Raw genomic sequence first — 16,451 nt, forward strand, 5'->3', positions numbered from 1 at the left:
TTTGGAACGCTAGAGTTTCTCGTTAATGTCTCAATATCACCCCCAGATCGCAAAATAGCGATCTGGATGGTGAACTGCTGATCAAAAACTGGAAATTCGACTCTATTTCATGATCACAAGGAGTTTCTATGAAAGCAGACCAATCATCCGGCAGAAGAGAGTTCCTTTCCACTAGCGCCAAAGTCGCCGCTGCTTGTACCCTTTTTGGTACCGTATCAGGTATTGCATCCGCGCAAAATCAACCCACAATGTCATCCGATATTACTCGCATTACCGACAGCCATTATTACCTTGACGATGTATTACTCGAAATAGGCTTTAATTTCCGCGATACTACGGTGATTGGCACTAAAACCGCATTGCAAACGGTTGAAATCGATCAAGGTAAAATTGTCGCCATTTTACCGAATAAACAACATGTTAATCACCAGCTAAATGCTTATAACGCTCAAGGCAAATTGATGCTACCGGCGTTTCGCGATATGCATATCCACCTTGATAAAACCTTCTATGGCGGGCCATGGCAAGCGCCACAGTCACGTGAAGGTAAAACAATTATGGATATGATCACCCTAGAGCAGAAACTTTTACCTGAACTGCAACCCTTCACCGAAGAAAGAGCCAATGCGCTGATCACGTTGATCCAATCCCATGGATCAACCATTGCCAGAAGCCATTGTAATATCGAACCCGTTTCTGGGTTAAAAAATTTAGAAACCCTACAAAAAGTACTTAATGAACACCAACAAGATTTAACTTGTGAAATTGTCGCTTTCCCACAGCATGGGTTATTGTTGTCAAAATCAGAACCCTTAATGCGCGAAGCCATGCAAGCTGGCGCCCATTATGTGGGAGGCTTAGACCCCACTAACGTTGATGGGGCAATGGAAAAATCTCTCGATACGATGTTCCAAATCGCTCTCGATTATAATAAAGGCGTAGACATTCATTTACATGAAACCAGCCCTGCGGGTTTTGCTGCCATCGAGTATATGATCAAAACAGTGAATGAAAACCCAAGTTTGCGCGGTAAAGTAACGATTAGCCATGCCTTTGCTCTTGCAACACTGAGCCCAGAACAAGCCGAAAAAACCGCAAGGCAACTGGCGGAACAACAAATGACTATCGCCTCAACAGTACCGATAGGTACATTACATATGCCATTGAAAATATTAAATAATAATGGCGTATTTGTGATGACCGGAACAGACAGCGTTATCGACCATTGGTCACCGTTTGGGCTGGGTGATATGCTCGAAAAAGCCAACTTGTATGCTCAGTTGTATACTCGCCCAGATGAACTGGCACTGTCTCGCGCTTTAGCAATTGCGACAGGGAATATTTTGCCATTAGATACCAAAGGCCAGCAAATTTGGCCCACCAAAGGCGATGATGCTAGCTTTGTTCTCGTCGACGCATCTTGCTCAGCTGAGGCCGTTGCGCGAATTTCACCAAGGCATGCCTCTTTCCATAAAGGCAAACTCGCCTACGGCACAATGCAAAAATCGATAGCTTAATGTCAGTTCATTGAACTAGCGCCGAATGGCGCTAGCTTCAGGCTGGCTTTGCAGTATATCGGCTAACCGAGGCAAAAATTAAACCCAGTAAACCTTGATTATCTACAGTTTGTAATACTGTAATCGGTTTTGCCATTGGCTCAGGAATACCGACTCGTAAACGTAACGCATCATAATAATAGCTTTTTCCACGTAATGCCCCTTGCAGCTCAATACCCACTTGTTTTTTCTCGTAGGTTACTAGGCTTTTATCTAATAGCCATGCAACGGTTAACACATCGTGAATCCAACACCCCGCCAGCTGACGCGTAGCCCGGGAATAATCAATCCACGGGCGCATAGTATTAACAAGAAATTGGCTCAATGTGGATTGAAGTACAGAAAACTTATCGAGGTCACTCTGTACCATCTGTGTTTGTACCGTAACATCCATTGGCACTAAAGTAATATTGGCACCACTATTCAAAACCGCATGGGCCGCCTCTGGGTCTAGCCCAAAATTGGTATCTTTAATATAACCAGGGACATTAAATACCGCTCCCATAATAACAATTTCAGCCACTTTCTCTGCCATTTCAGGGAACAATTGCATGGCCATGGCGATATTGGTTAAAGGACCAATTGCAATAATAGTGACCTGATGCGGATTCTGACACACCCGCTCACCAATACGCCACGCTGCTTCTGGTGCTGATTTAGGTAAAGCAGGTACAGGGGGAAGGTTATCCCACAAATAGTTAAGTTGCGCCCGCTGTGCGCCATTATCTAATAATTCGCGCCATGGTCCGCTAGCTTCAATTAATGCCGATGACGCCCCGCGGTAAACAGGAATGTCCTCATTCAGCGAGTTAACTAAATGGCTGGCCACATTAAAACCAACCTCACTAGGCGTATTCCCTGAAACGGTTGTGATCATCTCTAGTTGAATTTCTGGCGCTGCTATCGCAAGTGCAAGAGCAAGCCCATCATCAACATTCGCGCCTGCAACGCCGTTTCCCGGGTCACAATCAATAATTACACGCATAAATTTCCCTGAAATAATACATTATCAGCACCCGCAGGAGTGCCCAATTTGTAGCTCAAAGTCCACCTCACAAATGGCTTCTTTATTTGGCCAGTTTTGTAGAATCTGTATCGCTTTTTCTGCTATTTTATCAACAGGTTGTCGAACAGTCGTGAGTGTAGGAACAGTATACTCCGATTGCACAGTACCATTAAAACACACCAGAGCAATGTCCTCTGGTACCCGCAGTTTTAGTTCAGCTAAGGCTTTCAAACAACCAAAAGCTTGTAACTCATTGGTTGCAAAAATGGCCTCAGGGAACCCTATTTTCTGCATTTGATAGATAGCTTGGTAACCCCAATCACGCGTATATTGCCCTGCAATAACCCATTTTTGCTGTATTTCAAGGTTAGCTTCTACCAAAGCGTTTTCCCAACCACTTAACCGGTCTTGGGTATTAAGCATTTCAATCGGCCCACAAATAATGCCAATATCTTTAAAACCATGCTCAATGAGATGGCGAGTGATTTTATAGGCTGCCAACTTTTCATTGACTTGAAGAGCACTGACGCCTTCGGTAGGGTCGACCCTATCTAACATCACACAAGGGGTACCCGAAGATTGGATCAGGTCAATGTACGGATGACGGTCAACACTGGTATAAATCAACCCTTCGACTTGGCGTAAAAGTAGGTTGTTAATCAGTTCTTTTTCACGCACACGGGAATCCCCTGCATCCCCTAATAACAAGACATGACCATACTTGAAAGCTTCACGTTGCAATGCATGTGCAATAGAAGCCAAAAAAGGGTTAGAGATATCAGGGATCACCAACCCATAGGTTTGTGTACTGCCAGACGCCAGTGCTTTAGCGATACCATTCGGGCGATACCCCGTTTTTTTTATCGCCGCTAACACCTTCTGTTTCGTCGCCTCAGCAACAGGACGGGGACCGTTATTAATCACATAACTGACCACTGCAACAGAAGTTCCGGCTTCGCGGGCAACATCTACCCGCGTCACTTTACGATAGTTCACATCAGGCACGCAGCAATTCCTTTTTCACTTACTATTATCTTACGAAAGAATAGCAGCCACTCTGGTTTTTATATACCACCGGCGTTCACTTATATTGCATCTTCTGGCAAGTTAAGGTCACGGCCTCGCGTTTCTGGTGCAAAAAATGTGGTAACTAGACCAATACATGCCATCCCCATAAAATAAATAGCAATTGGCCACCAATGCCCAGTCCAAGATAATAACGCTGAGGCGACAAGCGGTGCTGTTCCCCCCGACAAAATAGAACCAAGCTCCTTAGCAAAGGCCATTTTTGTATAGCGATTACGTACTCCAAATAGCTCTACACCCCATGCCGCTTGCACGCCAAAAATCCCCAGAGATGCTAACCCCATTCCAACAATAATCGTTGGGATCACAACCAGCGGTTCCCGTGAATCCAGTAGCATAAAGGCGGGGACTGCATACAACATTAACAATAAGCAGAACCAGCGGTAAATAATACGGCGACCAAATCGGTCAGATAACCAGCCGGCAAAAGGGATAATGGCAAAACCGAGGATCGAGGCAATTAAAACCGCAGTTGTCGGTACCGATTTATCCACCAACAATATTTTGGTGACATAACCAATAATAAAACCTTGGGCTAGGTAAGACGGCCCATTTTCGCCAATCCGTAAGCCAACCATGGTCCAAAATGCACGCGTTCTCTGCCAAAAGGTACGGTTATCAACAGGGTGACTTACAGCATCAGACGCCAACGCTTGGCGACGCTCCTCTGCCAGTTGGGCTTTTTGCCGTTCAAATACAGGGGTTTCACGCATATGTTGGCGAATAAATAACGCTGCCAGCGCGATCAAAATACTACCAAGGAACGGAATACGCCATCCCCATGACATGAGGCTTTCTTTATCTAACTGTAAGACTATCAACCAAATCATTGAAGCCAGTAATGTTCCGCTGTTTGAACCTAGGGCAATAATCGAAGAGACTAACCCACGCCGCTTGACCGGAGCGTACTCCCCGAGCATCACAGTTCCACCAGATAGCTCAGCCCCAGCGCCAAGTCCTTGAGCAAACCGTAAAATAACCAAACAAACCGGCGCCCAAACACCAATCTGCGCGTGACTTGGAATTGCGCCAATTAGGGTTGTAGATATCCCCATCAGTGCAATGGTAATCACCATCACCATTTTTCTACCATGTTTATCACCTAGCCAGCCGAAAAATAATGCACCGATTGGGCGAGCGATAAACCCAACAGAATACGCGGCAAAACTGGATAACAGTGCCATAACCGGCGTCGCATCAGGGAAGAAAACATCACCGAAAATAATACCTGCTGCTAAACCATAGAGAGCAAAATCGGCATATTCCATGGTTGTCCCTAACCAACAGGAAAAAATCGCTCGGCGAAAATCTTTTTTCCCTTCAGGCGTATTTAACCGCTCTTGTGCGGCTTGTTGGTTAGCCTCGGTATTTAAATGTGTTGCCATAGTCATAAACCCTTGGTATTGGCGCAAAGCCTATTTGTAAAATAATCTAACTGGTATTTTTATTTACTTAAAGGATAGTCTACGCGCGTAGAATTAAGCAAACGAGGGAATGTTATTTTGTGAGCATTATCACTTGATGATAGAAATATGAAATTTATATGACTGAAAATAAAAGAAGAAATTTTTGGGGAAAACATAAAGAATCAGAAAATGTAAAATACCTCGATGTTAGTTATATTAATTACGGAAATAGAAAAGCCACTATTTATATGTAAGTGGCTTTTCATCTTCATTTCACGCTCAATAGGTAATTAACAATATCGCGTAAATAGCGCCATTTCATCCAGATTTCGTCTAGAAGGGGCAAACCAGTGTATCGCTCAATTTCCGTTATCAATTCCAGCATTTCTAATGAGTCAATATGCAGATCTTCGATAATACTTGAATCCATCGTAACCTGTAATTTAATACCTGAATAAGCCCGCAGCGCATAAATAGTATTTTCTAACCATTGTTGGTGAACTTGACTCATTGTGATCCACCTTTAGTCGCCGCGTTCTGATAGCCAATAATACCATTTAGAGGTTTCATCTGTTCTTCCGTTGCAACAGCATAACGCTCTTTTTCCGCTTGGCCTCGCGTCAGTGCACCACGCTCAGTTAATGTCACTAGCGACCCCGCATTAGGGAGATGTGAGCTAGTATCCACAACGACTTTTGTTGCTTCACGTTCACCACGATAAACCTCTTTATCTGACTGATTACGAGTCAGTGCTCCATTCGCCGTTAAAATCACTGGTTTTTGTGCATCAGGTTTTTTCAGCACCCAATGATTATTTTCATCTTTCTGGTAACGGTTAACCGTAAAATCATTTTTTGGCTGAGTGTTAATGAAAAACTCCGTTGTTTTTGGCTTCGCCTCAATGGATTTTTCCCCTGATGGCAAACGAGACTCTTCCAAAGCTTCAGTCCTAATCAAGTGAGAGCTATCCTGTGGCTCCAAAGAGGTATTATTCAACGGTGATACCTTATTAGATGCCGTAACTGGCTTTTCAATAATAGGCTGTTTTACTTCAGTATTTTCCTGGTTTTTAGCATTGTCCATATCATAATCCACATCGGCCTCTGACGATGACGTACTCAATATAGTCTCTGTTATAAACGGATCTTTGGGTTGCATTAATGCGCGGTGATCTAACCCAGTCGCGTTTCGGTTATGGTTGGCAAAAAATGCTTCAACACGTTGGCTTAGCACATCATCATTTTCTTTTTCTTGATTACTAACCTGCTGAATATTTTCGCCACAAGATAAATAAAAATAATTATTGATCGTTGTATTATGGATGCCTGCAATAGGGTTTGATGGTGTTGAAGCTGGCTGTGGTGATGCGGTTGGCCCATCAACCTCATCCGAAGCAGGCACCTTTGGAAGTTTTGTATTCACAGTAGAAGGACGGCTTTCCCTATGAACTGATACTTTCAACGTCCTCAATATTTCTAAGCTTTCTTCTAAAGCACAAAATATCTCCGAGACATAACACGCCTTATCAACGGGGGGCTTTTTATTATCGCTACTTATATCATTTTGATGACTATTTTTAAAAGTTAGAATTCTTTCTTGTTTTTGTTGATATGACTGAGAAAGTAAAAAACTCTCCATTGGGATTTTATCAATTACCTCCATGGGTAGATAAGTTTTTAATAATGTTTCAAAACTAGGTCTAATATAGCGCTCTTTAAATCTATCTTGTATTTCTACAATACTATCATTGCTAATTGATGATAATGTTTTTGTTAATTCACGATCTAATTTGTATAACGAATTATCAGCCTTATCACCTTTATTAATTAGGTGTTCAACCATTTTCGCCGCTGAATCCAATAAACCTTCAGTTACTTCATTGGAGCGTAATAACGTTAATAGAATCAAACTACCTGCAGGGCAATAAGTTAGCTTTTGAGCTTCCAAATTATTAAAGTTTGTGTAGCTCAATATTTTTTTAACTGCCTCAGGCGTAATATTGGGTAATTTCCCATGTAATAATTTAATAATATTATCTGCTTGTGCTTCAATATTAGATGCATGTAGCGTCTCCTTACTCATAGAAAATTCTTTAGAGTCAGCATTGCTTGTTTTTTCTGTGCTCACAGGCAATTTCCCTGCAATACCCGATGAACTAATTGATGAAATATTAGATGAAACAGTATCATTATTCTGTATCAGACTCTCAGAAGACGCTGTGCGAGATAATGATATAGGTTTGGTTAAAGCATTTGTTATAGGCATAGAGCTTCCTCACAATAATTAGTGATATCGATTTTATTAAGCCGAAAATTAATTAATTAATTAGCGCAAGGTTATTTTGATTCAAGTCTTTAATTAATTGAATCAACAGCTGAGTCAACGTTTCAAAATGGCTATTATCTTGGCGGAATGTTTCCAATAAACGAGAAACACTATTATTGATAACATTTTTGTGGCTATCAAGAGCAGTCTGTGTAGTTTGTAATGCTTGTGCCGGAATGTCATTGGTTTGTGACCAATATGTAGAATTGCCTTGCAATGTATTAAATATATCTGTTAGAGGCTTAGGGTCAGGGTAGATTTCCACCTTTCCTGAATTATATTTTACAATCAACCCTTGAGATGAGAGTTTTTTTTCCCAAAATGCTTTCTGTATATCATCAGCAACAAACTCAATAAGTACTGGTACCTTTCCTTTTGGGTCACCTTTTTTACCTGGCTTCCCAGGAACCCAATCTTTAAAATAGTATTGACAATCTTTTTGAACCATCTTTCCCCCATTATATTTTGCCCCAAAATATTTACTGCTCACCTTATCCATATCCATAGCAAAATCGTACACATTAAATTTAATTTTACCAGCATCCCCATCTTTTATATGGTTAGACAACTTCCCCAATGCCGTATTAACTTCCTGCATATATGCCGTGGTCGCCTTAATAATTTTCCCATACTGTTTTTGATATCCAATATGGATATTATCGACGAGGCCATACACAGCTTCAATATGTGCTCGCCCATTCTCTATAGGTTGACTGTTATTGTTATTTGTTTTTAGCATTCTCATCTGAGTGCGTGCGGCCGCTACGCTATCATCGGAGTAATTCGTCTGGCGATTAATCTCCTTCTCTTGCTCATTAATCTCATCTAAATTACTACTCACTACTTCCTCACGATACCTTGTTTCAGTGATAGGTAAGTTATTATCCTTCGCGTATTTAATCCCTCGTTGGTAAGGGTCTAAATCGGTATCTAGATCGATATCAATATCCCCCCCCCCATAATGGGGGGGGGTTTTGACATTATTATTTTCTGGCAGCGATTGCCCTACGATACCTATATGCGTAAAACTCGAATAGTTCGCTTTTAGATTATCAGGCATAGCTAACCCCTAACGACACACTGAAATGTTCTTAACTGCCCTTCATGGATCTCACGTAAATGTTCGTGCATCTGTTTTACAAGGTCTTTATCTTTATCAATCTGCTTATCTTTATCCGCAGAAATAGACCGAGCAATATCCGCAACAGACTGCTGCTGCATTTTATTAGCTTCTTCCTCTTTAACGTTAATTTGATTCGCTGAAGTAGCCATCTGCCCTGCGTTATCTGATAAACGGGCTCCTTGTTCAGCAATACTACTTTTAGTACGCTCGTTATTCATTATTTGATCATGCTTTTGATACTCGGATTGCGATAACCTATTTGTCCGTTGAGCGCTCTCCGCGACACGTTGACTCGCTATTGTTTTTTGTGATGCGCTTGGAGTATCCACTAGTTCAAAAGTACGTCCATCTTTCCCTTTCACGCTTAATGAACTCGTTTTTGCTAATGCATTACTCGTTTTATTAAGTTCCGTTAACTTGTCTGTAATTCCTGCATTTTGGTTTGCTTTTGTTAAATTATTTTTAATCGATTGATTCTGAGTCCTCAGTGACTTTAATTGAAAACCAGCACCAGCAGCGCTGATAGCCATAGAAGTACAAAAGCCAGCAATAGCGCCTATCATCATCTGTTTACCTTCATTAATCGTCGACTCTGCTGCAGCTTCTACCATTTTTGCATTCAGCATTAAAAAATCGGCGCTAATTCGGCGGTCTGAAATATTTATTTCAGACAATACTTTGCGGATAATCCTAGATAACTCAATCAAGATATCACTACTTATAATTCCCACAAATTGACTTGATTTTGCTTCGTTGGCTGACTTCACCTCATTATTATTCACTTCCGTTAATGTATTTCCATTAACAGAATCTTTTAAAAATGAACTACCAATCATTACTTGAATAGCTTGTGAAATTTGCTTAATTTCCATTTCATCCGGCAGTTGCGCACTTTGGAAAGCTTGCGCAATAGCCGTTTTCTCTTCCGTTAAAACATGCGTTACTGCCTGCTGTATTTGTTCTGGCCTAATTGAAAAAAACTGACGAATATCACTTAATAAGGCCCTTTTTTCTGCTGAGCCTAATTGCTCGATTGCATTTAATATTTGTTCTTCATCAAGACTGTTTGTCGCTGCTTTCAATGGTGGCTTTTCACTACCTAACTCGATAATGTCCTGCGGAAGGCTGAGTAAACTGATTTCTTTTACTCCCGCTGAATTCATCAAGCCTGCTGAACCTTGCACTCCATCTAAATTTAGATGTTGTGTAATACCACTGAATAAATTAGTTCTTTCTGAATTTAAGCTAATAGGTTCCATTATTTTTTCTCCGAAATTTATGCAAAACGCGCGGTTTTTAACATTTCAACTTTGTTATCACCAGATTGTTTTAAGGACGTCAACATGCCAGTAAACATTTCATCAAATTGTTCACTATTTTTTGACATCGCTTTAATTAGTGCATTAAGAAGTTCTGTAATCGCTTGAATGGTTTCATTATTCAACATCATGCCTGCCAACATTTCCTTCATATCACGTATATAAGCGGCAGAATTCAAACGTAGCCCACCTGTTGTTGCGGCATTAGCAACTGTTAAACCAGCCCCTGTCGCTTTCATTCCGACTTCAACACGAGCCATTGTAGTACTTTGGCTTTTAACCGCTTTTACAGAGCTTTCAACTTGAGAGGAAGCATCAGCAACATCATCCGCTTTTTGGCTTATCTGCTTAACGGCTTTAGATGCGTCTTTCACATCATCAACTTTGTCAGCTAACTTAGTGAGTTTGCTTAATTTCGCAACGCTACCTGCACCATCCGCAACGGAGTCACCAACTTTCACCATTTGCCCACCAATAGAGACCAAGTCTGAGGTTTTCTCAGCTTTAGCCGCCACTTGACCAATGGTTTTGACTACCTGACTTGCATCATCAAATTTGTCTGATAACTTAGCTAATTTGGATAGTTTCACCATGCTATCGGCGCTGTCAGCAACAGAATCACTCACTTTTACCATTTGCCCACCAATGGAGACTAAGTCTGAGGATTTCTCAGCTTTAGCCACCACTTGGCTAATCGCTTTGGTGACATGTTTTGCCTCATCAAACTTATCCGATAACTTAGCCAACTTAGATAGTTTCACCATACTGTCTGCGCTATCAGCAACTGAATCACTTACTTTGGCAGTATTATTTGCAATATTCCCTAATGCATTCGTTAGGTTTTTAGGCATTGCTTTAATGGTATTTTTTAGCAATGCCCCCACGTTTTTCATTAATAATTTAGCGGCACTTTTCACTGTGTTAACAATGTTTTTTATCATCGACCCCATTGAAATTAATGAGACAGCTAAGAACGCTACCGCGGCAACAATCATTCCAACAATGCTGCCGATCTGCTGCGCTTTATCTTTATCAACACCAAACTCAATCAGCATATCGGTTACTACAGAAGAAATTTCAGTTGCCAGCATTTGCATTAAGCTGCCATGTCCCGTTTCCTCCAGAACAATATCTGCAACTGACATCGCAATCCCAATGGCGGCAATAGCAAGCGTCAACGGTGCAGCAGCACCAAAAGTTGCCACCGTAGCAATCACTGAAACAGCCAATAAGACATAACTGAAAATTTTACTCGCACAAGAAGCGGCTTTATTTGATTCTGCCGCTTTACGTTCAGCTTCCGCGGCCTCTTTGGCTTTTTTCTCTGAGTCTTTCCGAGAGGCTTCATTGATTTTCATCATGACCTCTTCTTGCTCTTTCATGCTACGAATAGAGTCTTCGTTCATCGCTTTTTTAAGCTGGGCTGTTAGCATGGTTAAAAGTGCTAACGTGTTCTCCCATTTATCACCATCAATGTCAGGTCTGCGTGGTGCATTTTCAAAGAACTGGTTTAGCTTATGGCTATCTTCCTGTGCAATTTCCGCCTGTTTTGTTACCGACTCAGCTGTTGCCAGTACTTGAATATTTAATAGGTTGATTTGGTGATTTAGCGTGGCTATTGATTGGCTTAACTGTTGCTTATCTGCTAATAATTTATTGCTTTGGCTGGTTAACCCTTCAATTGTCTGAGTTAAAGATTGCTTTGCCTGTGACAATTTATTCAATGCTTCAATATCTTCTGCATCGGTGGAGTTGACTGGAGGTATGGTAATTAACTCATTGATTTCAGCTAATTGTTCCTGTGCAGTTTGTAGCTTAAGGCCAGCCTGTTCGAACTGTTCTTGTAAAGAATCAGATTGTCTGTTTAAGCTATTTAACTCCGCTCGCAGTGTTTTATCTTCTTTTTGCTGCTCCTCAAATTGGTCATGCAAGCTACTCAATGCATCGGTGTTTTTCTTAAAAGTATCTAAAAGGATATTACCTTGTTCTCTGATTGATTCAGACTCTACATTCAGTAGCTTTATTTTGTTACTCAACTCACTAATATTCCCTTCGTGCAACAATTGGCGTATTGTTGAAAAAGTTTCTATCAGTAACGCCTTTGCATTAAAGCTTTTTTCTTGCTGAGGCGAATTTGCCCCTTGCGGGTTTGCTGTTTTAGCCATCGTCCGCATTTTTGGTGCATTTAATTGTGGCGAATTTTCAGCACGAGAACGTTTCATTTGTTCTGTTGAAGCTAATGCCCCGCAGGCTTCTTCTAAGACTAGAACTGATTTCGTGATATCTTCCGTCAAAGCTAACGGGTTCTCACCCTTCAGAAAAGTGTGAATATTTTTTATTCGTTCGCTATTTCCACTATTTGAAATATCAACCATTTTTATATCCTTAAGTATTAGAGCTTGGGTCCGTGGGCTCTACTGTTGCAAGATTTTTCTTTAATGCCGTTAAATAAGCCTGTGATTTGTTTTGTAAATCAACATCAGTACTGCTTTCCAATACACTTTCAAAGCAATGCAGTGCCGCACTACTTTTCTTCATCATTAAATTACACTGCCCCGCATGGAATAATGGCCTGTAGTCGTCTTTGGCAAGAACAAACGCTAAAGCATACAATTCAGTGGCCTTGTCATAACGTTTCGTTAATTGATAAACTGCAGCAAGCCCCATGACATAATCTGTATTATAAAAATCATAAATACTTAAAAAGCGGAAAAAAGTTTCAGCCTCTTTTAATTTTCCTTGCTGATAAAATTCGTAAGCATAGGAATAGATACCGTCCATTGTACTTTGTGGGATACCATGGATATCTTTATAAGTCGCACCATCCATTAGTGCTGTTGTGATATTTCCGAGCAATTCGTCCATATCAATATTTTGTGATTCTTCATATTGGGTATTATTCATTTATTTACCTTTGCATTAATATTGAATATATGATGCATTTTTACTTTTGCATCATAATTAATCAGATTTGTTTTGGCTTTAAAAAAACGATTTATTCTATGAATTATTTAATTTCATTCGAGAAAATTATAAATCAATGTCTTTCCTTCCCCATTAATTCATTCAAAGCTTCATCCACATCTATTCCCATTTTCACTAATTCGACCCTAATTAACCAAGATATAATTTGCATGATTTCCTCTAACCCATTTTCATCTATAAAACTGTCTTTCTTATATAACCGCCAAATGTTCCTTGCTAAAGGAATATCCCTAACAACTGGGACACCTTGTTGCTCAGCATATTTAATAATAGCTTTAGCTTGCATACCTCGACTTTTTGACAGTAAAAAGGGTAATGGAGCAATATCTGAATCATAATAAATTAACATTGCAATATGAGTGGGGTTGGCCATAACAAATGTCGAATTACGGACATTAGATTTAACTTCTTCTGATAACAACTCTTGATGCAACCCTCTACGTGCACTTTTAATATGAGGGTCCCCTTCGTTATCTTTATACTCTTTTTTAACCTCTTGTTTTTCCATCTTTAAGTTTTTAATAAATAAGAAAAACTCAGTGATCATATCCACTAAAATAATCAACAATGCAACAGACAAAAATACCACAATAAATGTAGTCGATAAGCTTGCCCATTGATGGATCATCCCATCGATGACAGTACGATAAAGCATAAAAATATCGTGCCGCCAAAGATAAAAAAAGACCACTGCAGATACAATAAATACAATTAAATATAAAAATGCTTTGATCAGTTCTTTTAGTGAGTTCAAAGAAAATATTTTTTTTAAGCCCGCGATAGGATTTAATTTAGTAAAATCAAGCTTTATTGCTTCTGTTGCGAGCCTAAAACGGCTTTGTAATAATGAAATTATTGTTCCAGCTAAAAAACATGCTAGTAAAATAGGTAATAAAACACCAATAAAAATAACAAAAAATTCCCAGAGTAAAGTATCGATATTAATATTCGACGGTGATTGTAGTATTTTCCTCATTAAAAATGCCAAGTCTTCTAAACTTGTCATTCCATCGAATACAAAAGCACTTACGACTAATACAATTGCTGCTACTGAATCTTTACTTTTATAACTTTGCCCTTTTTTAGCGGAGTCTTTAATTTTTTTGTCAGTAGGCTTCTCTGTTTTCTCTGCCATAATTTTTCACCATAGTTCTTAGCCTAATTAAAATTAATCAGCAAGAAAAACACTTTGTAATGGTGACAATGAAATCATATTTACTAATATATCTGGCACTTCATTTTGAAAATAAAGTAAGAATACAATAAATGCAATTATTGATTTGATTGCCAATGATAATGAAAACGCATTTAATTGAGGACAAAAGCGGGAGTATAAACCTAGTGCAACCTCTGTAATAAATAAAGTTACAATAATCGGCGCAGCTAAAATAACACCTTTTAATACCATGTTATTCAACCATTCCCCCAGAGGCAGACTATTAAAAGAGGAAAACCCTTGCCCCAATGGCAGCAAATGATAACTTTGTGCAAAAATTACAGAAAGTTGATACATCCCTCCTTGCGCTAAAAATACCATACAAACAATGTAACTCAAGAAAACAGCAAGTTCAGACGCTTCCGTCCCACTTGCAGGGTCAACAATACTGCTAATGGTTTCACCACGCTGAGTGTCAATTAGCTCACCAATCACACTTGCGATCATAAAAGGTAAACCTAAGATGAAAGCCAATATTAAACCGACTACGATTTCATATAAAAAAATTTCAGCTAAATTTGTTTGATCCCATTGAATATTTGCCCCTGCAAAAAATGGCCATAACCCCAATGCAATATACATAACTACACAGTTTTTGATGACCCCTCCATTTAATAGCTTATTGCTAAAAAAAGGCAAAAAGAACATCACGGGCGCTATTCGTAACCATGCTAATGCTAGTTTTATGAGTTCTTGCTGAAACAAAAAAAACAAATATGATGCCAGCGAAACTAACTCTTGGCTCATTAGAGTAACCCTACCGCAGGTATCGCAATGGTAATTGCCTCTATTGTATAATTTATTACCTTATCGGCTAACCACCCGGAGATCATAAATAACGAACCAAATACAGCTAATAGCTTAACGCCAAAAGGTAGCGTTTGTTCTTGCAGTTGGGTCACGGTTTGTATTAACCCTACTAATAACCCGACAACCGTCGCAACAATGACAGGGATTGCTGATAAAACAACAATTAATAACATTGCTTTATTACTGATATATACAATTTCATCCATATCAATATCCCACGTCAATGCTGTGCAAGTTCAAAATATTGCATTACCAACCCTTTGGAAATTAACGTCCATCCGTCAATAGCAACAAACAAAATTAATTTCACAGGAACTGAAATAGTTACAGGGCTCATCATCATCATTCCCAATGCTAATAGAATGCTGGAAATAACTAAGTCGATAACAACAAATGGTAAGTACACATAGAAGCCAATTTCAAATGCAGATTTAATTTCACTTAACGCATAAGCAGGTAATAATGAAAATAATGTTGGTTCGGCTTCTTCTTTACTAATTTCGTCTTCAGTACGCCCCTGTTGAAGGGATTCGAAAAAAGTCACTAATTGTGGGTCAGAATACTTTTGCAAATACGTTTTATAGCGTCCTAGCCCGTCATCAACAAAGTTATCAATCGATTCAACATTACTAAAATCGACGCTTTCTTGGCGCATATAGTTATTCACGTCCTGCAATACTGGCATCATCACAAATAGAGATAATAATAGAGCAATTGCATTCAATACCATGGTCGAAGGAACTTGCTGTACACCCATTGCATTACGAACCATAATTAATACAATCGATATTTTTAAATAGCATGTTCCTGCGGCAATAATAAAGGGTAATAATGTTGAAAATGCAACTAATGCTAATAAAGGGATTTCTTGTGGTACCGTTGGCATATTAAACCCTTGAGTCACCTAGGCTAATTATGCGAGTGATTTCCAAACCTAATTCACTATCATCACCTAAGTAAATAAGCTCACCTTCAGCAACGAGTTGCTTATTTGCATAGACTTTAACTTCGCGTTCTTTATTTTCCCCAATAGAAAAAATAGAACCTGGTTGGATATTATTAAGCTCAGTAACCGCAATATCACTATGACCTAATACAAATGTAAGTTTGACATTCATATCTGCTAAATTAAATGGGCGTTCAATTTCATCTTGATATTCTTCTGTCGGTTGGGTCATGTATTCAATCCGGTGATTAACCTGTAATATAGGGTAATTTATCGGAGAATATTCATGGCTAAAGTCGATGTAAGGTGCCCATTTTGTCAACAAACGCTCCCAGTGAAAAAACATGGATTAGGTAGCACTGGTCATCAACGTTATCGTTGCCAAGATTGCTGCCGAAGCTTCCAACTCGATTATAAATATCGTGCTTGCCAACCCGGAACTAAAGATAAAATTATCGACCTCACGATGAATAATGCCGGTATTCGTGATACTGCTAGGGCCCTTCATATCAGCATTAATGCGGTTGTTCGTACTTTAAAAAACTCTCGCCGAAGCAGGTAACGTCTTTACCGCTTGATAATTTGCACATTGAACTCCTTTGTGAAGTCGATGAACAGTGGTCTTTTGTGGCTAATAAGAAACAACAACGCTGGCTTTGGTATGCCTGGGAAC

The 16,451-nt window shown here is 39.6% G+C and carries 15 protein-coding genes and 1 pseudogene; 2 read left to right on the top strand and 14 right to left on the bottom strand.

The features are described from left to right. Positions 1 to 128 precede the first annotated feature (128 nt). A complete protein-coding gene (locus ACIPUA_RS13060) occupies positions 129 to 1,517 on the top strand; it encodes an amidohydrolase family protein (protein WP_048605497.1) in 1,389 nt (462 codons plus the stop codon). 37 nt (positions 1,518 to 1,554) lie between these two features. On the opposite strand, the gene ACIPUA_RS13065 is transcribed toward ACIPUA_RS13060, so the two are convergent. The 14 genes from ACIPUA_RS13065 to ACIPUA_RS13130 all read right to left on the bottom strand — a co-directional run bounded on the left by ACIPUA_RS13065 (position 1,555) and on the right by ACIPUA_RS13130 (position 16,010). Continuing rightward, entirely contained in the window at positions 1,555 to 2,541 is a 987-nt protein-coding gene (locus tag ACIPUA_RS13065; RefSeq protein WP_048605499.1) for a nucleoside hydrolase, read from the bottom strand. 24 nt (positions 2,542 to 2,565) lie between these two features. Next, positions 2,566 to 3,567: a LacI family DNA-binding transcriptional regulator gene (locus ACIPUA_RS13070; RefSeq protein ID WP_155405698.1), complete on the bottom strand. Its 1,002-nt coding sequence runs from the start codon at positions 3,565 to 3,567 to the stop codon at positions 2,566 to 2,568. Between the two features lie 80 nt (positions 3,568 to 3,647). Further along, positions 3,648 to 5,033: an MFS transporter gene (locus tag ACIPUA_RS13075; RefSeq protein ID WP_042843359.1), complete on the bottom strand. Its 1,386-nt coding sequence runs from the start codon at positions 5,031 to 5,033 to the stop codon at positions 3,648 to 3,650. Between the two features lie 289 nt (positions 5,034 to 5,322). Next, positions 5,323 to 5,565 (bottom strand): phosphopantetheine-binding protein, encoded by a 243-nt coding sequence (locus tag ACIPUA_RS13080; RefSeq protein WP_048605503.1) that lies wholly within the window; start codon positions 5,563 to 5,565, stop codon positions 5,323 to 5,325. Continuing rightward, the gene (locus tag ACIPUA_RS13085; RefSeq protein ID WP_449059763.1) at positions 5,562 to 7,319 is read right to left on the bottom strand and encodes a hypothetical protein; all 1,758 of its coding nucleotides are present in this window, start codon (positions 7,317 to 7,319) and stop codon (positions 5,562 to 5,564) included. Before ACIPUA_RS13085 ends, ACIPUA_RS13080 begins: the two co-directional genes overlap by 4 nt. Positions 7,320 to 7,371: 52 nt before the next feature. After that, a complete protein-coding gene (locus ACIPUA_RS13090) occupies positions 7,372 to 8,439 on the bottom strand; it encodes a hypothetical protein (RefSeq protein ID WP_449059764.1) in 1,068 nt (355 codons plus the stop codon). A 2-nt stretch (positions 8,440 to 8,441) separates the two neighbouring features. Beyond that, a complete protein-coding gene (locus ACIPUA_RS13095; protein ID WP_449059765.1) occupies positions 8,442 to 9,761 on the bottom strand; it encodes a type III secretion target, IpaC/SipC family protein in 1,320 nt (439 codons plus the stop codon). Positions 9,762 to 9,778: 17 nt separating this feature from the next. Continuing rightward, the gene (gene sctE / locus ACIPUA_RS13100) at positions 9,779 to 12,196 is read right to left on the bottom strand and encodes a type III secretion system translocon subunit SctE (RefSeq protein WP_449059766.1); all 2,418 of its coding nucleotides are present in this window, start codon (positions 12,194 to 12,196) and stop codon (positions 9,779 to 9,781) included. A 10-nt stretch (positions 12,197 to 12,206) separates the two neighbouring features. Beyond that, on the bottom strand, positions 12,207 to 12,725 hold the full coding sequence (sicA, locus tag ACIPUA_RS13105; RefSeq protein WP_048605511.1) for a type III secretion system translocator chaperone SicA: 519 nt from the start codon (positions 12,723 to 12,725) through the stop codon (positions 12,207 to 12,209). A gap of 133 nt (positions 12,726 to 12,858) precedes the next feature. Beyond that, positions 12,859 to 13,941, bottom strand: a complete 1,083-nt coding sequence (locus ACIPUA_RS13110) for an EscU/YscU/HrcU family type III secretion system export apparatus switch protein (RefSeq protein ID WP_071547588.1) — start codon at positions 13,939 to 13,941, stop codon at positions 12,859 to 12,861. Between the two features lie 33 nt (positions 13,942 to 13,974). Next, a complete protein-coding gene (gene sctT / locus ACIPUA_RS13115; protein WP_071547587.1) occupies positions 13,975 to 14,769 on the bottom strand; it encodes a type III secretion system export apparatus subunit SctT in 795 nt (264 codons plus the stop codon). After that, positions 14,769 to 15,038 carry a type III secretion system export apparatus subunit SctS gene (gene sctS / locus ACIPUA_RS13120; protein WP_042843351.1) on the bottom strand — a complete coding sequence of 90 codons (270 nt, stop codon included), beginning with the start codon at positions 15,036 to 15,038 and terminating at the stop codon, positions 14,769 to 14,771. Before sctS ends, sctT begins: the two co-directional genes overlap by 1 nt. Before the next feature lie 14 nt (positions 15,039 to 15,052). Next, a complete protein-coding gene (locus tag ACIPUA_RS13125) occupies positions 15,053 to 15,718 on the bottom strand; it encodes an EscR/YscR/HrcR family type III secretion system export apparatus protein (RefSeq protein WP_042843350.1) in 666 nt (221 codons plus the stop codon). A gap of 1 nt (position 15,719) precedes the next feature. Further along, on the bottom strand, positions 15,720 to 16,010 hold the full coding sequence (locus ACIPUA_RS13130; RefSeq protein ID WP_449059767.1) for a FliM/FliN family flagellar motor switch protein: 291 nt from the start codon (positions 16,008 to 16,010) through the stop codon (positions 15,720 to 15,722). A gap of 54 nt (positions 16,011 to 16,064) precedes the next feature. On the opposite strand from ACIPUA_RS13130, the pseudogene ACIPUA_RS13135 reads away from it, so the two are divergent. Continuing rightward, positions 16,065 to 16,451 (top strand): annotated as a pseudogene (locus ACIPUA_RS13135) (IS1 family transposase); the annotation flags it as partial.

This window comes from Providencia sp. AGC89 (genome assembly GCF_053543535.1).